Origin of the sequence: Streptomyces sp. NPDC058579, assembly GCF_042718575.1 — a bacterium.
GTDB lineage: Bacteria > Actinomycetota > Actinomycetes > Streptomycetales > Streptomycetaceae > Streptomyces.
The window spans coordinates 551,193-570,988 of the sequence record NZ_JBHXPI010000001.1 but is presented as its reverse complement, the minus strand read 5'-3'; the positions used below and the strand labels follow the sequence as shown (position 1 = coordinate 570,988).

The following is a 19,796-nucleotide window of genomic DNA, read 5'->3' as shown; positions in this document are numbered from 1 at the left end:
GCCCCAGGGGCAGGGTCAAGTGCGAGGATCGGCGTGTGATCACCATCGGGCAGTTGGCCGCGTACGTCGGCGTTTCGGTCAAGACCGTCCGCGTGTACCACCAGAAAGGGCTCCTTCCCGAGCCCGAACGCGACGCCTCCGGCTATCGCCGGTACAGCGCCGGCGACGCCATCACCCTCATCAAGATCCGGACGCTCGCCGAGGCCGGTGTCCCCCTCGCCCGGATCCGGGAGCTGATGTCCGCCTCCGATGGGGAGTTCCGGCAGGCGCTCCGCGAGATCGACGACGCGCTTGTCGCGCGGATCCGTGGGCTCCGGACCACCCGTACGCGGCTTCGGCGGCTCTCCGCAGGGCAGCTCGCGCCCCTGCCCGCCGAGGTCGTCGACCATCTGGAGCAGCTGGGCCGCTGGGGGTTCACGCCCCGCTGGGTGGACCTGCAACGCGACCTCTGGATCCTCGTCTTCGCCACCCACCCCGAGAGCGCCGACGCCCTCTTCCACGACCAGGCCCAGACCCTCGCCGAGCCCGCGCTGCGGCTGCTCTTCCTCGAGTACGACCGCGCCTACGATCCCGCCCTCCCCGACCTCGCCCGCCGCATCCTCGCCGCCACCCGGGAGCGTTACGGGGACGGCGCCCCGCCGGTCCAGGTCGACTCCGCCTCCCCCATCCCCGCCCTCGTCCAGGACGACATCAACGCCTCCTCCCCCGCCTGGCGGCGGATCGACTCGATCCTGCGGGCCGGCTGACTCCCTCACGCCGCCAGGCTGTGCGCCGTCCTGCGCTCCACCCGGGCCCTCAGCGCCCACGTCCCCGCCGCCGCCAGCACGCCGCCCACCAGCGCAATCCCCCACAGGAGCGTCGGGCCGAAACCGGTGTACAGGGTCACGCCCAGGGTGAGCGCCCCGAAGCGGGCCAGGCCCCACGTCCAGCTGAAGGCGCCCTGGTAGCGGCCGCGGGCGTGGGCCGGGGCGAGGTTCGCCACCGTCGCGGCCGCGATGCCAGCGACGACCACCTCGCCCAGGGACCAGACGACCACCGACACCGTGAACCCGACCACCCCGTCCGCCAGGCCCGTCAGCGCCACGCCCGCCGCGATCAGCACGCTGCCCGCGCTCTGCACCGCCATGGGCGGCAGCTTGGCGAGCCGGGCCGTGGCCAGGGGCTGGAGCGCGACCACCAGGATCGCGTTGACCGCCGCCATCGCTCCGTACACCGCCGGGGAGAGGCCGTTGTCCCGGATGGCGAGGGGCAGGGCCACCTCGGTGAGGGAGTAGACGAACAGCTGGATGCCGAAGAGCGGGAGCAGCGCCAGTGCCAGTCGGTCGCGGAACACCACTCCGTAGCCGATGCCGTCGGGCCGAGGAGTCGGTGCCTTCGACTTCGCCGCCGGGCCGGCCTCGCTCAGCCGCGTCGCCACGATCGTCGCGTAGATCAGCATCGTTCCGGCGTCCACCGCGAACAGCAGCCAGTACCCCTGCGCCGCCAGGAAGCCGCCGAGCACTCCCCCCACCGCCGTACCGATGTTCACGCCCCAGCCGAAGAGCGCGTACGCCCGCTGCCTGCGCTCCGCGTCGACCGAGTCGGCCATCAGCGCGTACGCCGCCGGGCCGACCATCGCGCCCGTCGCGCTGATCAGCAGCGCCGCCGCCGCCATCGTCCACACGCCCGGCGCCACGAACAGCGCGCCGTGCGCCGCCGCCGCGCCGACCAGGCCGGTCAGCATCGTCGGGCGGCGGCCGACGCGGTCGGCGAGGATTCCGCCGAGCGCCGGGCCGAGGAGGTTGCCCGCGCCCAGGGCGCCGAGGACGTACGAGGTGTCGGTCCCCGTGACCCCGCGCGCGGCCAGGAAGAAGACCAGGAAGGGGGTGACGAGGTAGCCGAGGCGGTTGACGATGGTGCCGGCGAACAGGGTCCAGACGGTGGGCGGCAGGCCGCGGAAGGAGGTGAACATGTGAGGAGACTGGACTCCGCCGCATCCGACGGCCATTGATTAAGCTCAGGCCGAATCCAACGGGCAACCAGACCGGACGACGGTCTCGATCTAGGGTGGAATCTTGGAAACCGGGCTCAGTTTCTCCGCCGCCGACCTCGCCCAGACCCGGTTCGCGGTCTCCCCCATGTGGGAGGTCATCACCAGTTTCCGACTGCTCCGCGAGGCCACCGACCCGCCCCTGCACCGGCGTTGGGCCGCGCAGGTACGGCCCCGGGTCAGCGGCGCCGGGCTCGACAGCGGCTGGCTGGCCGCGCTCGTCCCCGGCCACGGCTTCCTCGCCGACTTCCTCAACCCGACGCCCACCACCCCCTTCCCCACCCTCGCCGCCGAACTCGACGCCATCCGCGCCACCCCGCCCGAGCAGGTGCTGGCGGACCTGGACGTCCTCGCGTCCAAGGAGACGGCCGAGGGGCCGGCCAGGGAACTGGCCAAGGGGCCGGACGGGAACCGGCCCGAACGCGCCCGGCTGCGGCTGCTGCGCGAGGCGCCCGAAGTGGCCCTGGAGAAGGTCGCCGACGAGATCGAGACCTACTGGGAGCTCGCCCTCGCCCCCTACTGGGCCCGGATCCGGCGGCTCCTCGAAGCCGACGTCTTCCACCGCGCCCGGCAGGTCGCCGAGCACGGCTCGGCGCGCGTCCTCGGCGAACTGCACGAGACCGTACGGTGGGACGACGGCACCCTGCACCTGGTCCGGCGGCACTGCGCGCTGACCCGGGACGAGGCCGGCTCGGGGCTGCTGCTCGTCCCCTCGGCCTTCGCCTGGCCCCGCGTCCTGACCCGTTCCGTGGCCCCCGATCCGCCCCAACTCGCCTACCCGGCACGGGGGATCGGCTCGCTCTGGGAGCCGCGTACCAGCTCCGCGACCGACGCGGTCGCAGCCGTCCTCGGGCGCTCGCGCACCCAGCTCCTCGCCGAGCTCGACACCCCGACCTCCACCACCCGACTCGCCGCCCACTGCGGCCTGTCCGCCGCCGGCGTCTCCCAGCACCTCACCGCGCTGCGCAACGCCGGCCTCGTCACCGCGCACCGCGCCGGCCGCTCCGTCCTCTACGCCCGTACCTCGGTCGCGGACGCGCTCCTCGCGCCGGCGGGCGGCGCCGTCTGACCCTGCTCCCTTGCCCTCTTGTCCCCTTCTCCCCTTGTCCCCTGAGGAGTTCGAGTTTCGAGTACGGGTACGCGTACGGGCATGGCTACGGGTACGCGTACGGGTCTTGCCTTAGAGGCGGCTCCAGCTCCTAGAGTGCGCCGCATGCGATATCGCGTACTCGGCGGGACCGGGATCGAAGTCAGCGCCTACTGCCTCGGCACCATGATGTTCGGCGCCATCGGCAACCCCGACCACACGGACTCCGTACGGGTCATCCATGCCGCCCTCGACCAGGGCATCAACTTCGTCGACACCGCCGACATGTACTCCATGGGCGAGTCCGAGGAGATCGTCGGCAAAGCGCTGCGCGACCCGAAGCGCCGCGCCGAGACCGTCCTCGCGACCAAGGGGTACTTCACCATGGGCGACGGGCCCGCCCGCGGCGGGCTCTCGCGGCGCTGGCTCACCCGGGCCGTCGAGGACAGCCTGACGCGCCTCGGCACCGACTGGATCGACCTCTACCAGGTCCACCGCCCCGACCACCGTACGGACATCGAGGAGACGCTCGCCGTCCTCGGCGACCTCCAGGCGCAGGGCAAGATCCGGGCGTTCGGCTGCTCCACCTTCCCCGCCGAGCAGATCGTCGAGGCGCACGCCGTCGCGGACCGGCGCGGGCTGCGCCCCTTCCGGACCGAGCAGCCGCCGTACTCGCTCCTCGCGCGGGGCGTCGAGAACGCGGTGCTGCCGGTGGCGCGGAAGTACGGGATGGGCGTACTGACCTGGAGTCCGCTGGCGTCCGGGTTCCTCACCGGGAAGTACCGCAAGGGGCAGCCGGTCGATCTGACCAGCGGGCGGCCCTCGATCACCCCGCACCGCTTCGACCCGGAGATCCCCGGCAACGCGGCCAAGCTCGACGCCGTCGAGCAACTCGTCGCCCTCACCGAGGAGATCGGCTGCTCGCTGCCCGAGCTCGCGCTCGCCTTCGCGGCGGCGCACCCGGCCGTGACGTCCGTGATCATCGGGCCGCGGACCCGGGACCAGCTGGACGGGCTGCTGAAGGGCGCGCCGCTCGTCCTCGACGACGAGGTCCTCGACCGGATCGACGAGATCGTCCCGCCCGGGACCAACCTCTACCAGGCGGACGGCGCCTGGCGCCCGCCGCACATGACCGACCCCGCACTGAGGCGGCGTCCGGTGGGGGACCGCGCGGCGGCCGGCTGAGAGCCGCGTGGGCCGTGGAAGCCGGAATCGCGATCGCCGCTGCGCCATGCTTGCCGCATGGGGAACAAGGCGCGGCACACCCGCCGTATCGAGGCGGACGAACGCAGGGCCCGGCTGGCCGTACGTCATCGGCTGGCCGGGACGGCGCGGGCGGCGAGCGCGGAGGAGGTGGCCGGGTCGCTCGTGGCGCTGCACGCGACCGACCCGGCCACCGTCTTCCTCGCCGTCGGGGCCCGGCTGGCCGGGAAGCAGGGCGTGGCCGGGCCGGTCGCCGGGGTGGAGAAGGCCCTGTACGAGGACCGGGCGCTGACCCGGATGCACGGCATGCGGCACACGATCTTCGTCTTCCCGACCGCCCTCGTCCCCGCCGTGCACGCCTCCACCACCCGCGACGCCGCCACCCGCGAACGCGCCATGCTGCTCAAGCACCTGGCCAAGGGCAGCGAGTACGACGACGCCTGGCTCACCGAGACCGAGCGGCAGGTCCTGGCCGAGCTGACGGTACGGGGCGAGGCGACGGGCGCCGAGCTGGGCGAGGCCGTGCCACGGCTGCGCGCGCAGTACATGTACGGGGTCGGCACCCGCCAGGAGGGGCCGCAGCCCCTCTCCAGCCGGCTGCTCCGGATCCTCGGCATGGAGGGCCGGATCGCGCGCGGCCGCCCGCAGGGGACCTGGACCTCCAGTCGCTTCCGCTGGGAGCCGACGCCCGAACGGCCCGACCCCTCCGACGAGTTCGCCCACGCCGAGCTCGTACGGCAGTGGCTCGCGGCCTGCGGTCCCGCCACCGAGGCGGACCTGAAGTGGTGGACCGGGTGGAAGGTCACCGACGTCCGCAAGGCGCTCGCGGCGATCGGAGCGGAGCCGGTGGAGCTGGCGGAGGGCACGGGCCATGTCCTGCCGGACGACCTCGACCCCGTAAGGGCCGCCGACCTGGAACCCTGGGCCGCGCTGCTGCCCGCGCTCGACCCGACGGCGATGGGCTGGCAGTACCGCGACTGGTACACCGACCCCGCGCACAAGGCCGCGCTCTTCGACCGCAGCGGCAACATCGGCCCGACGGTGTGGTGGAACGGCCGCGTCGTCGGCGGCTGGGCCCAGCGGCCCGACGGGGAGATCGCGATCCGGTTCCTGAGCGACCTGAGCGACGAGGGCGGATCCGAGGCCGAGGCGGCCGTCGAGGCGGAGGCGGCTCGGCTGCGCGGCTGGGTGGGGGACGTACGCGTCACGCCACGGTTCCGTACGCCGCTGGAGCGGGAGCTGTCGGGGGCGTGAGACCGGCCCTGATGAACGGGCCCGGATGAACGGGCCCTGATGAACGGGCCCTGATGAACGGGCCCTGGTTCCCCTGGGTGGAATCCCCGAGAAATTCGTACGCGACCCCGGCGAGGTGTCGAGAATCGGAACCCGGCTCCGACGTCCCCTGTGAAAGGCCGAAGAAAGAGACACCGGCCGGAGAGCACTCAGCTAAGGAGCACGTCATGAAGTACCTCGTCATGGTGCAGGGATCCCAGGCCGACTACAACACCATGTCCGGCAAGGGCCCGGGGCAGGGACCCGCCTGGAGCGAGAAGGACCTGCACGCGATGTTCGAGCACATGGGGTCCATCAACAACGACCTCGCCGAGTCGGGCGAGCTCGTCGACGCGCAGGGGCTCGTCGAGCCCCGGCTCACCCGGCACGTGAGCGTCGACAAGGCCGGGCAGCCGGTGATCACCGACGGGCCGTACAGCGAGACGAAGGAACTGCTGGCCGGCTACTGGATCCTCGACTGCGCGAGCCTGGAACGCGTCACCGAGATCGCCGCGCGCGTCGCCCGCTGCCCGCAGCCCGAAGGGGCACCGGAGTACCCGGTCGTGATCCGCCAGATCGACGACCGGTCCGAGTCCGACCTGGCCGAGGACTGGAGCACCAACTGAGCGTGGATCCCGAAGGAGCCGAGGAGAGCGTCGAGGACCTGCTGCGCCGGCACGCGCCGCAGGTCCTCGGCGCGCTCGTACGCCGGTACGGGCACTTCGACGCCGCCGAGGACGCCGTACAGGAGGCCCTGGTGGCCGCCGCCGCGCAGTGGCCCGAGTCCGGTACGCCCGACAACCCGCGCGGCTGGCTCATCCGGGTCGCCTCGCGGCGGCTCACGGACCAGCTGCGGGCGGACGAGGCCCGGGCCCGGCGCGAGGAGACGGCCGCGCGCCTCCAACCACGCGAGACGCGGGCCGCGCCGTCCGACGACGACACGCTGACGCTGCTCTTCCTCTGCTGCGACCCGTCGCTCCCGCCCGCCGCCCGGATCGCGCTGACGCTGCGCGCGGTCGGCGGCCTGACGACGGCGGAGATCGCCCGGGCCCACCTCGTACCGGAGGCGACGATCGCGCAGCGGATCAGCCGGGCGAAGGCGAAGCTACGGGACCACCGCTTCAGCACGCCGGGGCCCGACGACCGGGACGCCCGGCTCGCCGCCGTCCTCCAGGTGCTGTACCTGATCTTCAACGAGGGGTACACCGCGACCTCCGGCCCCGCGCTGCACCGCGCCGACCTGGCCCGCGAGGCCATCCGGCTGACCCGGGCCGTCCGCCGGCTGCTCCCGAGGGAGGCCACGGTGACCGGCCTGCTGGCCCTGATGCTGCTCACGGAGGCCCGCAGCGCCGCCCGCACGGGCCCGCACGGCGAGCTGATCCCGCTCGACGAACAGGACCGGACGCGCTGGGACCGGGCCGCGATCGAGGAGGGCACGGCACTGGTGGAGGAGGCCCTGACCGAGGGCCCGCCGGGCCCGTACCAGCTCCAGGCGGCGATCGGCGCGCTGCACGACGAGGCGCGGCGGGTCGAGGACACGGACTGGCCGCAGATCCTCGCCCTGTACGACGTCCTGGTCGCCGACTGGCCCCACCCGATGGCCGAACTCGGGCGCGTGGTCGCCGTCGCGATGGTCCACGGCCCGGAGGCCGGCCTCACCGAACTCGCCGCCCTGGAGCCCCGCCTGAAGGACCACCACCGCCTCTCGGCCGTCCGCGCCCACCTCCTCGAACGCACCGGCGCCCGCGAAGCGGCCCGCGAGGCCTACTCCGAAGCGGCCCGCCTCACCCTCAGCCTCCCGGAACGCCACTACCTGCGGATAAAGGCGGCCCGGCTGGCGGAGTAGTTCGTTCAGTCCGTCAGTCCGTCGCGAGGCCCTTCAGGCGCTTTGCGATGGTTGCGAGGCGGCGGCCCTGGTAGCGGGCGGCTTCGAGGACGTTCTCCTCGGGGGCGCCGTTGCCGCCGGCGTGGGAGGTGCCGTAGGGGTTGCCGCCGGCCGCGTAGACGGCGCCGTCGGTGAAGCCGGGGGAGACGATGACCGAGCCCCAGTGGTGGAAGGTGTTGTAGAGGGCGAGCAGGGTCGACTCGTTGCCGCCGTGCACGTTGTGGGCGCTGGTGAAGGCGGTGGCGGGCTTGTCCCAGAAGACGCCGCGCTGCCACAGGCCGCCCGTGGTGTCGATGTACTGCTTCAGCTGGGCGGCGACGTTGCCGTACCGGGTCGGCGAACCGAGCGCGTACGCGTCGGCCCACTCCAGGTCGTCGAGCGTGGCGACCTCGACGCCCGCGGTGGCGTCCACGTGGGCGCGCCAGGCGGGGTTGCCGTCGATGGCGGCGTCCGGGGCGAGCTCGGTCACGCGCCGCAGCCGCACCTGCGCACCGGCCTTCTCGGCGCCTTCGGCGACGGCCTGGGCGAGCTGGTGCACGCTCCCGGTCGAGGAGTAGTAGATGACGGCGACGTTCACGGACATGACGAGTTCCCCTTAAGCGGATTCGGTTCCGTTTCAACCAGCTCGAGGTTAAGCGGATACCCATCCACTTCGCAAGCCCGCCTCACGCCTCACGCCTCCCGCCTCCCGCCTCACCTCAGGGTCAGCTCCGTCTCGGACTCCACTCGGGTCAGCTTCTCCGGGTTGCGTACGTAGTACAGGCCGGTGATCCGGGCGTCCTCGAGCCGGACCGCCATGACGCCGTCGATCTCGCCGTCCAGGTGCAGGACGAGCGCCGGGTTGCCGTTGACCACGGTGAGGCCGACGGAGAGCGCGCCCGCGTGCTTGCCCGCGCCGCCGAGGATGAAGCGGGCCACCTTGTCGGCGCCGAGGACCGGCCGCCGCGCCGCCTGCTTGATCCCGCCGCCGTCGCTCAGCAGGACCACCTCGGGGGCGAGGACGTCCAGCAGGCTCTGCAGGTCCCCGGTGGCGAGCGCGCGCTGGAACGACTCCAGCGCCGCCCGGGTCTCGCTCGCGGAGACCACCGCGCGGGGGCGGCGCGCGTCGACGTGCCGGCGCGCGCGGTGCGCGATCTGGCGCACCGCGGCCGGGGTCTTGTCGACCGCGGCCGCGATCTCGTCGTAACCGAGGTCGAAGACCTCCCGCAGCACGAAGACCGCGCGCTCGGTCGGCGACAGCGTCTCCAGGACGAGCATCAGCGCCATCGACACGCTCTCGGCGAGCTCGGCGTCCTGGGCCACGTCGGGCGCGGTGAGCAGCGGCTCCGGCAGCCAGGGGCCGACGTACGCCTCCTTCCGGCGCGACAGGGTGCGCAGCCGGTTGAGGGCCTGCCGGGTGGTGATCCTGACCAGGTACGCGCGGTGCTCCCGCACCTCCGCCAGGTCGACCTCCACCCATCGCATCCAGGTCTCCTGGAGGACGTCCTCGGCGTCGGCGGCCGAGCCGAGCATCTCGTACGCGACGGTGAAGAGCAGGTTGCGGTGGGCGACGAAGCTCTCGGTCGCGGGGTCCGTAGTGGAGTTCGTAGTGGAGTTCGTAGTGGAGTCCGGGTCGGTCACGGGTGAGTTCCTTCCTGCCGGTAGGTCGGTCGGTCACGTCACCTACCGGCGATCAACTTTCGCTCCTGTGGCCCAAGTTAGGCCGCCTGCTCCGCGATCGCGCCGTGCCCCGCGCCCGCGCCCTCCGTCGCCACCAGCCCCTCCCGCCCGGCGTCCTTGGCCCACCACTTGCGCGCGCCCGGCTTCCGGGCCTCGTACCCCAGCTGCCACTGAACGCCCTTGCAGATCAGCTCCTTGACCAGCGCGCCCGTACGACCACCCACGTACTGCTTCTTCGCCGTGTCGTCGCGCTCCGCGAGCTGGAGGAGCCCCGCGCGCCGGCCGATGCTGAGGCACTGGCTGACGAACCCCACCTCGACGTCCGCGGGGCGCTCGCCCGCGATCCGGCTGAGGACCGTCTCGGCGGCCTGCGGGCCGAGCTGCATCGCGGCCTGGCAGCTCATCCGGTACGGCAGACCCGACGGCGCCGCCGCGTCACCCGCCGCCACGACGCGCTCGTCGTCCACGCTGGTGAGCGTCTCGTCCGTGAGCAGCCGGCCCAGGGAGTCGGTGCTCAGGCCGCTGCGCGCGGCCAGGTCCGGCACGGTGAACCCGGCCGTCCAGACGGTCACCGCGCTCGCCACCTCCCGCCCGTCGGCGAGCCGCACCGCGTCCCGGGTCACCTCCGCCGCCTTCGCGCCGGGGCCCTCGACGACCGTCACCCCGAGCCGGGCCAGCCGCTTGGCGACCGCGCGCCGACCGCGCGGGTGCAGGGACGGGGCGAGGGCCTCGCCGCAGACCAGGGTCACCTTCCGGCCCGCCTCCGCCAGCTCGGCCGCGGTCTCGATGCCGGTCGCCCCGCCGCCCACCACGGTGAGCGGAGCTGGGGCGGGCGCGGCCTCGACGGCGTCCCGCAGCCGCCGCGCCTCCTCCCACCCGCCGAGCGGGTACGCGAACTCCGCCGCCCCCGGCACCCGCGCCGTGGCGCTCCCGCTGCCCACCGCGTAGACCAGGTAGTCGTAGGCGACCGTGTCCCCGGACGCCAGCGCCAGGCTCCGCCCGGCCGCGTCGATGTCCGCGACGCTGTCCACGACCAGCCGGACCCCGGCGGCGAGCACCTTCCCGTACTCCACGACCCCGTCGTGCGAACCGCCCACGTACTGGTGCAGCCTGATCCGGTCGACGAAGGACGGCCTCGGGTTGACCAGCGTCACGGCCACGCCCTCGCGCCCCGTGAGCCGGTTGGCCGCCATGACTCCGGCGTACCCTCCACCGATCACAACCACCGCCACCGCCGTGTTCCCAGCCATGATGTCTCCCTCGTCGTCGCGCTTCGATGAACGCTTCGGTGAGCCTCGAAAGCCTCGCTCACCCTCTAGACACCGCCGGGCCGACGGATGTGACATGTGTGAGCCCGAGTGAGCCGGATCACGTGACTCCGCGCACCGATCCGGTAACCGGATAGTGCTCCGTTATGCTCGTGACAAGGGCGGACCAGCGGACCAAGGGGGGTCGGAGCAGGTCGGAGCGGAAGGGCAGGCGGACATGATCAGCGCGAAGGACTCCAGGGCGGCGGCCGACGTCCCCCTGCTGCCCACCGTCGGACGGGCCGTGCCGGAGCGTGCCGACGCCGCGCGGAACCGCCGGAAGATCCTCGACGCCGCCGCCCGCATCGTCGCCGAGGCCGGGCCCGGCGGGGTCACCATGAACCAGGTCGCGCACGCCAGCGGCATCGGCGTCGGCACCGTCTACCGCCGCTTCGGCGACGTCTCCCAGCTCCTGTGGGCGCTCCTGGACGACCGGGAGGTGCAGTTCCAGGAGGCGTACATGGGCGGCCCGCCGCCCCTCGGGCCCGGCGCCCCCGCCGACGAGCGGCTGCGCGCCTTCCTCGACGCGCTCGTCGACCGGGTCATCGAGCAGCGCGAACTCCTGCTCGCCGCCCAGGCCGCCGCCCCCAGCGCGACCTACACCAGCGGCGCGTACCTCGCCATGCACACGCACGTGGCCATGCTGCTCGGCCGGCTCCGGCCCGGGACGGACAGCGCGCTCCTCGCGCACATGCTGCTCGCCCCGTTCACCCCGAGCCTCATGAACCACCTCACCACCGAGCGGCAACTCACCGCCGACCAGCTCAAGTCCGGGGTCGACGCACTCCTCAACCTGGGGAACCCGGAGAACCCTTAGGGCCCGGAGAGCCCTTAGGCCCCTTAAGGCCCGGAGCCCCCTCAGGGCCCGTACGGGTCACCAGCGCCGCCAGCCCGTCCAGCACCCGCGCAAGCCCGAACCCGTACGCGTACTCCGGGCTGTACATCCCCTCGTACGCCACCGCCGCCGCCTCCCCCACCCGCGCCGCCAGCGGGAACCGTTCCGCGTCGAACATCCGCTCAAGCAGCGGCGCGTGGGCGTCCCACCACTCGTGGTCGGACATCGCGCTCTCGCGGTCCACCGCCCGCGCGTCCAGCTCCGTACGGGCGGCGGACTGGACGAAGCCGAGCAGGTGCGTCAGCGCCGAGTCCCTCGTCACGTCGTCGAGCCCCAGGCCTTCGAACGCGCCCAGCTCGTGCTCGTACTTCGCCATCACGCCGGGGCCGAGCGGCGGCCGGTGGACGCGCAGCTCCGCGAGCCAGGGGTGGCCGAGGTAGAGCGCGCGGTTCGCGTCGGCGACCGCCGTCACCCGCTCCCGCCACGGCACCTCCGCCACGAACGGGGCCCGCTCCATCGCCAGGAAGACCTGGTCAAGCATCAGGTCGAGCAGCTCGGCCTTGCCGGGGACGTACGTGTACAGCGTCATCGGGGTCACGCCCAGGCGCTGCGCCACCGCGCGCATGGTGAGCGCGTCGAGGCCGCCCTCGTCCGCGAGGGCGACGGCCGCCTCGACGACGGCATCGACCGTCAGCCCCTGACGCGGCCCGCGCCGGCCCGCCGGGGCGCTCCCGGCGCTCCCGACATCCCGCCACAGCAGCTCCAGCGTCCGCGCCGGATCCCCCGCCCCGCTGCTCCGTTCCTTCGCCATGGCACCCATTCTTGCAGGTCAGGAGGTAAATCCCATTACTTTGTACGCCGTATAGAGTAACGTGTTCGGGGTACGGGACCACTATCGGAGGGCGCATCCCATGACCACCCCCGCCGCAGCGGACAACCACCACGTCATCCAGGTCCGCGGAGCCCGCGAGAACAACCTGCGGAACGTCGACGTCGACCTCCCCAAGCGCCGCCTCACCGTCTTCACCGGCGTCTCCGGCTCCGGAAAGTCCTCGCTCGTCTTCGGCACCATCGCCGCCGAGTCGCAGCGCCTGATCAACGAGACCTACAGCGCCTTCCTCCAGTCCTTCATGCCGGCCCTCGGCCGCCCGGACGTCGACGGGCTGCACAACCTCAGCGCCGCGATCGTCGTCGACCAGGAGCGGATGGGCGCCAACTCCCGCTCCACCGTGGGCACGGCGACCGACGCGTACACGATGCTCCGCATCGTCTTCAGCCGCCTCGGCACCCCGCACATCGGCACGTCCGGCGCGTTCAGCTTCAACCTGCCCGAGGGCATGTGCCCGCGCTGCGAGGGCGCCGGCCAGGTCTCCGACATCGACGTCGACGAGCTCGTCGACCGCACCAAGTCCCTCAACGAGGGCGCGATCACCGTCCCGGGGTACGCCGTCGACTCCTGGATGTGGCAGGTCATGGCCCACTCCGGGTTCTACGACCCCGACAAGAAGCTCGCGGACTTCACCGAGCAGGAGTGGGAGGACTTCCTCCACAAGCCGTCCTGCAAGGTGAAGGTCGGCAGCAACAACTTCACCTACGAGGGCCTCGTGGTGAAGCTCCAGCGGACCGTCCTCGTCAAGGACCGGGACGCCATGCAGGCCCACATCCGCGCCTTCGTCGACCGCGCCGTCGTCTTCCGCACCTGCCCCGAGTGCGAGGGCAGCCGCCTCACCAAGGCCGCGCTGTCCTCCCGTATCGACGGGGTCAACATCGCCGAATGCTCGGCGATGCAGATCAGCGACCTGGCCGGCTTCATCCGCCGGATCGAGGACCCGTCCGTCGCCCCGCTCCTCGCCGGCCTGCGTGAACTGCTCGACTCGCTCGTCGAGATCGGCCTCGGCTATCTCAGCCTGGACCGGGCCTCCGGCACGCTCTCCGGCGGCGAGGCGCAGCGCGTGAAGATGGTCCGCCACCTCGGCTCCTCCCTCACCGACGTCACATACGTCTTCGACGAACCGACCATCGGGCTCCACCCGCACGACATCGCCCGCATGAACGACCTGCTGCTGCGGCTGCGCGACAAGGGCAACACCGTCCTCGTCGTGGAGCACAAGCCGGAGGTCATCGAGATCGCCGACCACGTCGTCGACCTCGGCCCGCGCGCCGGTTCGAACGGCGGCGAGATCTGCTACTCCGGCGACGTACCGGGCCTGCGCAGCTCCGGGACGCTGACCGGCGAACACCTCTCCCACCGGGCGAAGCTCCGCCCCGAGGTACGGCCCCGCACCGGCGCGCTCTCCATCACGGACGCGACGCGGCACAACCTGCGGAACGTGAGCGTCGAGATCCCGACCGGCGTCCTGACCGTCGTCACGGGCGTCGCCGGCTCCGGCAAGTCCTCCCTCATCCACGGCAGCCTGCCCGGCCGCGAGGGCGTGGTCGTCGCCGACCAGTCCCCGATCCGCGGCTCGCGCCGCTCGAACCCGGCGACGTACACGGGCCTGCTGAACCCCATCCGTACGGCCTTCGCCAAGGCCAACGGCGTCAAGGCGGCCCTCTTCAGCGCCAATTCGGAGGGCGCCTGCCCGAAGTGCAACGGCCTCGGGCTCGTCTACACCGACCTGGCGATGATGGCGGGCGTCGCGTCGGTCTGCGAGGAGTGCGAGGGGAAGCGGTTCACGAGCGAGGTGCTCTCCTACACCCTCGACGGCAAGAACATCCACGAGGTCCTGTCGATGTCGATCGAGGAGGCGTACGACTTCTTCACCGCCAAGGGCCAGGCGCGCACGATCCTCGGCCGCCTGAAGGACGTCGGCCTCGGCTACCTCCGCCTCGGCCAGCCCCTCAACACCCTCTCGGGCGGCGAGCGGCAGCGCCTGAAGCTGGCGATCCACATGGCGGAGAAGGGCGCGATCTACGTCCTCGACGAGCCGACCACCGGCCTCCACCTGGCCGACGTCGACCAGCTCCTCGCCCTCCTGGACCGCCTGGTCGAGGCCGGCAACACGGTCGTCGTCATCGAGCACCACCAGGCCGTCATGGCCCACGCCGACTGGATCGTCGACCTCGGCCCGGGCGCGGGCCACGACGGCGGCCTGATCGTCTTCGAGGGCACGCCGTCGGAGATGGTGGAGAAGGGGGAGACGCTGACGGCTCGCCACTTGAGGGAGTACGTGGGCGCGTAAGCGCTGACGTACTGGGTTGGGGGCGGGCGTCAGGCCTCCCGGGCGTCCACCACCTGAAACCGTCTGGACCGCCCCCGCCCCCACCCCGCACCATCGCCCCCATGGCGACCTTCCTTCTCCTCCACGGCTTCCAGAACCACCGTCCCCCCGGCCACTGGCACCACTGGCTCGCGGGGCGGCTCGCCGAGCGCGGGCACGAGGTCCGGTATCCGCAGCTGCCCGAGCCCGACGCGCCCGTACTGGACGACTGGCTGGACGCCCTACGGGAGAACCTGCACCGCCCGGGCGACGGCGGTGAGTTCGTCGTCGTCGCCCACAGCCTGTCCGTGCTCCTCTGGCTGCGGGCCGCCGCCCTCGACCCGGAGGGGCTCGACGTCGACCGGGTCCTGCTCGTCGCCCCGCCGTCGCCCGCCGTGACGGCGTCGATCCCGGAGATCGCCGCCTTCGCGGACGGGCTGGACGGGCTGGACGGGCTGCTCGCCCTCGGCTCCGTACGGCTCAAGGCCCCGGCCCGGCTCGTCTACGCCGCCGGGGACCCGTACTGCCCCGAGGGCGCCGACGTCCCCTACGGCATCCCGCTCGGCCTCGACATGGACGTCGTCCCGGGCGGCGCGCACCTGACCCCGGACTCGGGGTACGGGGAGTGGCCCTCGCTCCTCCAGTGGTGCGAGACCCCTACGACGAGGCTCGTGCCCCGGTAGGGTCGGCCGGATGTTCCCGGAGACCGAAGCGCACGACGAAGGCCTGCTCGACGTCGGTGACGGCAACCGCGTCCACTACTCGGTCGCCGGCAACCCGGCCGGGAAGCCCGCCCTGTACGTCCACGGCGGCCCCGGCTCCGGGGTCCGCCCGAGCGCCCGCCGCGTCTTCGACCCGGAGGCGTACCGGATCGTCCTCTTCGACCAGCGCGGCTGCGGCCGCTCGCTCCCGCACGCGAGCGACCCGGCCGCCGACATGTCCGTGAACACCACCGCGCACCTCGTCGCGGACATGGAGCGGCTGCGCGAGCACCTCGGGGTCGACCGCTGGCTCCTGTTCGGGGGTTCCTGGGGTTCCACCCTGATCCTGGCGTACGCCGAGGCCCACCCCGAGCGCGTCTCCGAGATCGTGATCGTCTCCGTCACGACGACCCGCCGCTCGGAGACGGCCTGGCTGTACGAGGGCGCCGGGGCGTTCTTCCCCGAGGCGCACGAGCGGTTCCGCGCGGGGGCCGACGGGGCCGCCGACCTCGTCCCCGCGTACGCCCGCCTCATGGAGGACCCGGACCGTTCCGTACGGGAGAAGGCGGCGGCGGACTGGTGCGCCTGGGAGGACGCGGTGCTGTCCATGGAGGGGATGGGCACCCCGTACACCGACCGGGTCGACGACGCCCGCCTCGCCTTCGTCCGGATCTGCGCCCACTACTTCGCCCACGGCGCCTGGCTGGAGGAGGGCGCCCTGATCCGCGACGCCCACCGCCTCGCCGGCATCCCGGGCGTCCTGATCCACGGCCGCCAGGACATGGGCGGCCCGCTGACCACGGCCTGGGAACTGGCCCGCGCCTGGCCGGACGCGGAACTGCACGTGATCGAACACGCCGGCCACCTAGGCAACAAGGAGACCCGCGCCCTCATCCTCTCCGCCCTCGCGCGCTTCGCGGAGAAGTGACGCCCGGGGGCCGGCGTCCCAGGTAGCCCCTCACCCTCCCGAGTCACCCTCCCGAGGGAACGGCTCCCGGACCCCTCCTGGCCTCCCCCGACTACCCCTAGGGTGGCGAGCCATGTGGTGGCGTACCAGGGGGGCGGTCGAGAACGCGGTCGTCGCCGCGCAGATGCGGACCTTCTTCAAGGGCTTGTCGGCCGAGACCCGTAAGGCCCCCCGACTGGTGGCCCAGGAGTACGGCAAGCACCTCTTCCACAGGCGCAGGCGCAGGCTCGTGGACGAGAAGCGCTTCGCCGCCTCCCGCTTCCACGTCGGCATCGGCGTCGGTGCCGACGACTTCGCCGACCTGACCAAGCGGGCCGTCCTCGTCTCGGACACCCTCCTGCTGTCCCACAACGGCGCGGGCGAGCGCCACCACGTCAGGCAGATCGCCCGGGACTCCTCGTACATCCCCCAGACCGAGGAGCAGGAGCGCACCAACGTCCTGCCCACCGGGTCGGACACGACGGAAGACCTGTGGATGCACTGCCCGGACCCGGAACGCCTCGGCCGCTGGCTGCTGCAGACCGAACCGCTGCTGCGCGCGGGCTGCGCCTGGTACCTGCCCACGTACTCGGTGTCCCGTCAGACAACCAACTACGGATACGTGGGGGATCCGATCGACGCCGTCTACGAAGGGCTCGACGGCCCGACCACGGACTCCGACGTACCGAGCCTGCTCGACTTCGCCGCCACCGGGCGCCGGGTCGTCGCCCAGAGCCACACCCCCGCCGTGCTCAGCCAGCTCGTGATCCCGGTCATCGAGGAACTGGAACTGCCCTTCATCGACGGCGTCTCGCTGGAGGATTTCAGCAAGATCACCGTCGGGGAGTTCGACGCCTACCGGGCCCATCGCCTATGGCTGCGCATGGAACTGGCCGGCCTCGACAGCGCGCTCGACGCGGAAGGGCGGCAGAAGGAGCTGATGAAGATCGGCTTCCGGATGCAGGACTCGGTCCGGGGCATGCGGGCGCAGATGAATCAGATCCGCCGCAAGCAGGCCGTGGCCGTGACGGGCGCGGTCGTCGGGACGGTCACCGCGAGCCTCGTCGCCGTCTACGGCCCCGCCCTCCAGTCGGCGCTCACCGCCGTCGTCGGCGGGGCGGCCGGGGGCCTGTGGGGCGCGTTCCAGGCGGGCGCCGACAACAGCCCGCGGACGCTCCGCGAGAACGCCTGGTACTACGTCTGGACGCTCTCCCGCACCGTCGACCGCAATCCCCTGACGCCGGACGACCGGGAGGCGCCCGCCCGACGACGGTGACGCGGCGACCGGGACGCGGTGACCGTCACCCACCCGGAGCGGCATGCGGGTGACCGGCCGTGCGCCCCACCGCCCCGGGGGAGATCATCGGAGCATGACCACCGAGATCCACCTCGCCCAGCAGCCCGAGGCCGACGAACTCCTCGGCCGCTCCCCGCTCGCCGCGCTCGTCGGGATGCTGCTCGACCAGCAGGTGCCCATGGAGTGGGCGTTCTCCGGGCCTTACACGATCGCGCAGCGGCTCGGCGCGGACGATCTCGACGCCGGGCAGATCGCCGCGTACGACCCCGAGGCCTTCGGCGCGCTGCTCTCCGAGAAGCCCGCCGTGCACCGCTACCCGGGCTCGATGGCCAAGCGGGTCCAGCAGCTCTGCCAGTTCCTCGTCGACGAGTACGGCGGTGACGCCGAGGCCGTCTGGGCGGACGCGAAGAGCGGCAAGGAGCTGCTCGCCCGGCTGAAGGCGCTGCCCGGTTTCGGGGTGCAGAAGGCGCAGATCTTCCTGGCCCTGCTCGGCAAGCAGTACGGCGTACGGCCCGAGGGCTGGCGGGAGGCGGCGGGGTCGTACGGCGACCAGGGCTCGTACCGTTCGGCGGCCGACATCACGGGGCCCGAGTCGCTCGCGAAGGTACGGGCCTTCAAGCAGGAGACCAAGCGCGCGGCGAAGGCGGCCAAAGCGGCGAACGATTCCAAATCGTCCGGGAATTGATCGTTCCGCATGTCAATCCTGCTAAATCAGACATGAATTGTGCCGAACCTGTTCACAGAAGGCGTCGGAGATCGCTAACTTCCCTTCAACCTCGTCCGAACCGGGAAGGACCTCTGTGAACGCATCCTCTCGCAGAGCCGCGGCCACCCTGGCCGCAGCCGCACTCGCCACCCCGCTCCTGCTGGCCGCCGCTTCCCCCGCCACTGCCAAGCACGACCCCGCGGCCAAGCCCGCACGGGACGCCGCGAAGCTGGCCAAGGAGCTCGTCCGCGAGACCTCCGCACAGGGCGCCTACAAGCACCTCCAGAAGTTCCAGGCGATAGCCGACTCGGCCGGCGGTCACCGCGCGGCCGGCTCGCTCGGGCACGACGCCTCCGCGGCGTACGTGTACCAGCAGCTGAAGAAGGCCGGCTACAACGTCTCGTACCAGAAGTTCACCTTCCTCTACACGCAGACGCTGGCCGAGAAGGCCTCCGTGGTCTCCCCGGCCCCGCGTGACGTCACCATCTCGGCCATGACGTACACGAAGTCGACGCCGGTCGGCGGCATCAAGGCCGACCTCGCGGCCGCCCCCGTCGACGCCGACGGCACGAACGGCTGTGAGCCGGGCGACTTCGCGGCGGGCGCCTTCACCGGCAAGCTCGCGCTCGTCAAGCGCGGCGGCTGCACCTTCGCCGCCAAGCAGGAGAACGCGGCGGCGGCCGGCGCCGTGGGCGCGATCATCTACAACAACACCGCAGGCGCGCTCTCCGGCACCCTCGGAGACCCGGCCGCCGGCAAGATCCCGACCGGCGGCATCACCCAGGCCGAGGGCGAGAAGCTCGTCGCCGACCTGGCGAAGGGCCCGGTGAACCTCTCCTTCGAGATCCGCCAGCTCCAGGAGAACCGCACCACCAACAACGTCATCGCGGAGACCAAGGGCGGCAACGCCGCCAACACCGTGATGCTCGGCTCGCACCTCGACTCGGTGACGGCCGGCCCCGGCATCAACGACAACGGCTCCGGCTCCGCCGGCCTCCTCCAGGCCGCCCTGGAGCTCGCCAAGTCGAAGGACAAGGTCCGCAACAAGGTCCGCTTCGCCTGGTGGTCGGCGGAGGAGAACGGGCTGCTCGGCTCCGAGCACTACGTCGCGAACATGAGCGAGCTGGACAAGAAGGAAGTCAAGCTCTACCTCAACTTCGACATGATCGCCTCGCCGAACTACGGCCTGTTCGTCTACGACGGCGACAACTCCGACAACGTCGGCGAGGGCGCCGGGCCGGAGGGCTCCGCCCAACTGGAGCGGGACATCACCGACTTCATGGACAAGCGCGGCCTCCCGCACGAGGGCACCGACTTCACGGGCCGCTCGGACTACGGCCCGTTCATCGCGATCGGCATCCCCTCGGGCGGCACGTTCACCGGCGCCGAGGGCATCAAGACGGCCGCGCAGGCGGCGAAGTTCGGCGGTACGGCCGGTGTCGCGTACGACGTGAACTACCACGCGGCCGGTGACAACCTGTCGAACATCAACATGAAGGCCTTCGACGCCAACATCGACGTCATCGCCAACGCCGTGGGCACCTACGCCCACGACATCAGCTCCCTCAAGCGTCCGGTCACGACCGTCCCGACGGAGGGCGACGCCGGCAGCGGCGGCGGCCTCCACGACGGCCACGACCACGAGGTGACGGAGTAACCACCCTCTGAA

18 protein-coding genes are annotated in these 19,796 nt (G+C 72.2%); 13 read left to right on the top strand and 5 right to left on the bottom strand.

The features are described from left to right. The first annotated feature begins 35 nt into the window (after nucleotides 1-35). Entirely contained in the window at nucleotides 36-746 is a 711-nt protein-coding gene (locus ACFWRO_RS02715) for a MerR family transcriptional regulator (protein WP_384503587.1), read from the top strand. Between the two features lie 5 nt (nucleotides 747-751). Here the strand turns inward: ACFWRO_RS02715 and ACFWRO_RS02710 are convergent, their stop codons facing one another. Beyond that, on the bottom strand, nucleotides 752-1,951 hold the full coding sequence (locus ACFWRO_RS02710) for an MFS transporter (RefSeq protein ID WP_384503585.1): 1,200 nt from the start codon (nucleotides 1,949-1,951) through the stop codon (nucleotides 752-754). A 103-nt stretch (nucleotides 1,952-2,054) separates the two neighbouring features. Here ACFWRO_RS02710 and ACFWRO_RS02705 point away from each other — a divergent pair, with 103 nt between their 5' ends. The 5 genes from ACFWRO_RS02705 (at nucleotide 2,055) to ACFWRO_RS02685 (ending at nucleotide 7,437) form a co-directional block, all read left to right on the top strand. Beyond that, nucleotides 2,055-3,098: a DUF5937 family protein gene (locus tag ACFWRO_RS02705; protein ID WP_384503583.1), complete on the top strand. Its 1,044-nt coding sequence runs from the start codon at nucleotides 2,055-2,057 to the stop codon at nucleotides 3,096-3,098. 144 nt (nucleotides 3,099-3,242) lie between these two features. Further along, a complete protein-coding gene (locus ACFWRO_RS02700) occupies nucleotides 3,243-4,301 on the top strand; it encodes an aldo/keto reductase (protein ID WP_384503582.1) in 1,059 nt (352 codons plus the stop codon). Nucleotides 4,302-4,358: 57 nt separating this feature from the next. Next, nucleotides 4,359-5,573, top strand: a complete 1,215-nt coding sequence (locus tag ACFWRO_RS02695) for a winged helix DNA-binding domain-containing protein (protein ID WP_384503581.1) — start codon at nucleotides 4,359-4,361, stop codon at nucleotides 5,571-5,573. Between the two features lie 206 nt (nucleotides 5,574-5,779). Continuing rightward, nucleotides 5,780-6,217, top strand: coding sequence for a YciI family protein (locus tag ACFWRO_RS02690; protein ID WP_384503580.1), 438 nt, complete (start codon nucleotides 5,780-5,782; stop codon nucleotides 6,215-6,217). A 2-nt stretch (nucleotides 6,218-6,219) separates the two neighbouring features. Continuing rightward, nucleotides 6,220-7,437 carry an RNA polymerase sigma factor gene (locus tag ACFWRO_RS02685; protein WP_384503579.1) on the top strand — a complete coding sequence of 406 codons (1,218 nt, stop codon included), beginning with the start codon at nucleotides 6,220-6,222 and terminating at the stop codon, nucleotides 7,435-7,437. Between the two features lie 13 nt (nucleotides 7,438-7,450). On the opposite strand, the gene wrbA is transcribed toward ACFWRO_RS02685, so the two are convergent. From wrbA to ACFWRO_RS02670, 3 genes are all read right to left on the bottom strand, one after another. Beyond that, the gene (gene wrbA, locus ACFWRO_RS02680) at nucleotides 7,451-8,059 is read right to left on the bottom strand and encodes an NAD(P)H:quinone oxidoreductase (RefSeq protein ID WP_384503577.1); all 609 of its coding nucleotides are present in this window, start codon (nucleotides 8,057-8,059) and stop codon (nucleotides 7,451-7,453) included. A gap of 110 nt (nucleotides 8,060-8,169) precedes the next feature. After that, nucleotides 8,170-9,096 carry an RNA polymerase sigma-70 factor gene (locus ACFWRO_RS02675; RefSeq protein WP_384503575.1) on the bottom strand — a complete coding sequence of 309 codons (927 nt, stop codon included), beginning with the start codon at nucleotides 9,094-9,096 and terminating at the stop codon, nucleotides 8,170-8,172. A gap of 77 nt (nucleotides 9,097-9,173) precedes the next feature. Continuing rightward, complete coding sequence (locus ACFWRO_RS02670; protein ID WP_384503573.1) at nucleotides 9,174-10,385, bottom strand: NAD(P)/FAD-dependent oxidoreductase; 1,212 nt, start codon at nucleotides 10,383-10,385, stop codon at nucleotides 9,174-9,176. A 235-nt stretch (nucleotides 10,386-10,620) separates the two neighbouring features. Here ACFWRO_RS02670 and ACFWRO_RS02665 point away from each other — a divergent pair, with 235 nt between their 5' ends. Continuing rightward, on the top strand, nucleotides 10,621-11,259 hold the full coding sequence (locus ACFWRO_RS02665) for a TetR/AcrR family transcriptional regulator (protein WP_384503571.1): 639 nt from the start codon (nucleotides 10,621-10,623) through the stop codon (nucleotides 11,257-11,259). On the opposite strand, the gene ACFWRO_RS02660 is transcribed toward ACFWRO_RS02665, so the two are convergent. Then, nucleotides 11,231-12,088: a TetR/AcrR family transcriptional regulator C-terminal domain-containing protein gene (locus ACFWRO_RS02660; RefSeq protein WP_384503570.1), complete on the bottom strand. Its 858-nt coding sequence runs from the start codon at nucleotides 12,086-12,088 to the stop codon at nucleotides 11,231-11,233. The two genes, ACFWRO_RS02665 and ACFWRO_RS02660, sit on opposite strands and share 29 nt — an antisense overlap. A 100-nt stretch (nucleotides 12,089-12,188) precedes the next feature. On the opposite strand from ACFWRO_RS02660, the gene ACFWRO_RS02655 reads away from it, so the two are divergent. The 6 genes from ACFWRO_RS02655 (at nucleotide 12,189) to ACFWRO_RS02630 (ending at nucleotide 19,784) form a co-directional block, all read left to right on the top strand. Beyond that, a complete protein-coding gene (locus tag ACFWRO_RS02655; RefSeq protein ID WP_384503569.1) occupies nucleotides 12,189-14,459 on the top strand; it encodes an ATP-binding cassette domain-containing protein in 2,271 nt (756 codons plus the stop codon). Nucleotides 14,460-14,560: 101 nt separating this feature from the next. Continuing rightward, nucleotides 14,561-15,160, top strand: a complete 600-nt coding sequence (locus tag ACFWRO_RS02650; protein ID WP_384503568.1) for an RBBP9/YdeN family alpha/beta hydrolase — start codon at nucleotides 14,561-14,563, stop codon at nucleotides 15,158-15,160. 10 nt (nucleotides 15,161-15,170) lie between these two features. Then, a complete protein-coding gene (gene pip, locus ACFWRO_RS02645) occupies nucleotides 15,171-16,106 on the top strand; it encodes a prolyl aminopeptidase (protein WP_384503566.1) in 936 nt (311 codons plus the stop codon). Between the two features lie 112 nt (nucleotides 16,107-16,218). Then, nucleotides 16,219-17,400, top strand: a complete 1,182-nt coding sequence (locus ACFWRO_RS02640) for a hypothetical protein (protein WP_384503564.1) — start codon at nucleotides 16,219-16,221, stop codon at nucleotides 17,398-17,400. 94 nt (nucleotides 17,401-17,494) lie between these two features. Continuing rightward, complete coding sequence (locus ACFWRO_RS02635; RefSeq protein WP_384503562.1) at nucleotides 17,495-18,106, top strand: HhH-GPD-type base excision DNA repair protein; 612 nt, start codon at nucleotides 17,495-17,497, stop codon at nucleotides 18,104-18,106. 115 nt (nucleotides 18,107-18,221) lie between these two features. Then, on the top strand, nucleotides 18,222-19,784 hold the full coding sequence (locus tag ACFWRO_RS02630; protein WP_384503560.1) for a M28 family metallopeptidase: 1,563 nt from the start codon (nucleotides 18,222-18,224) through the stop codon (nucleotides 19,782-19,784). The last annotated feature ends 12 nt before the right edge of the window (nucleotides 19,785-19,796 follow it).

Excerpts from the sequence above, each read along its gene's own strand:
- ACFWRO_RS02710 (WP_384503585.1), bottom strand. The coding sequence starts at position 1,951 with ATGTTCACCTCCTTCCGCGGCCTGCCGCCCACCGTCTGGACCCTGTTC.
- ACFWRO_RS02700 (WP_384503582.1), top strand. The coding sequence starts at position 3,243 with ATGCGATATCGCGTACTCGGCGGGACCGGGATCGAAGTCAGCGCCTAC.
- ACFWRO_RS02695 (WP_384503581.1), top strand. The coding sequence starts at position 4,359 with ATGGGGAACAAGGCGCGGCACACCCGCCGTATCGAGGCGGACGAACGC.
- ACFWRO_RS02690 (WP_384503580.1), top strand. The coding sequence starts at position 5,780 with ATGAAGTACCTCGTCATGGTGCAGGGATCCCAGGCCGACTACAACACC.
- wrbA (WP_384503577.1), bottom strand. The coding sequence starts at position 8,059 with ATGTCCGTGAACGTCGCCGTCATCTACTACTCCTCGACCGGGAGCGTG.
- ACFWRO_RS02670 (WP_384503573.1), bottom strand. The coding sequence starts at position 10,385 with ATGGCTGGGAACACGGCGGTGGCGGTGGTTGTGATCGGTGGAGGGTAC.
- ACFWRO_RS02665 (WP_384503571.1), top strand. The coding sequence starts at position 10,621 with ATGATCAGCGCGAAGGACTCCAGGGCGGCGGCCGACGTCCCCCTGCTG.
- ACFWRO_RS02660 (WP_384503570.1), bottom strand. The coding sequence starts at position 12,088 with ATGGCGAAGGAACGGAGCAGCGGGGCGGGGGATCCGGCGCGGACGCTG.
- ACFWRO_RS02655 (WP_384503569.1), top strand. The coding sequence starts at position 12,189 with ATGACCACCCCCGCCGCAGCGGACAACCACCACGTCATCCAGGTCCGC.
- ACFWRO_RS02650 (WP_384503568.1), top strand. The coding sequence starts at position 14,561 with ATGGCGACCTTCCTTCTCCTCCACGGCTTCCAGAACCACCGTCCCCCC.
- pip (WP_384503566.1), top strand. The coding sequence starts at position 15,171 with ATGTTCCCGGAGACCGAAGCGCACGACGAAGGCCTGCTCGACGTCGGT.
- ACFWRO_RS02640 (WP_384503564.1), top strand. The coding sequence starts at position 16,219 with ATGTGGTGGCGTACCAGGGGGGCGGTCGAGAACGCGGTCGTCGCCGCG.
- ACFWRO_RS02635 (WP_384503562.1), top strand. The coding sequence starts at position 17,495 with ATGACCACCGAGATCCACCTCGCCCAGCAGCCCGAGGCCGACGAACTC.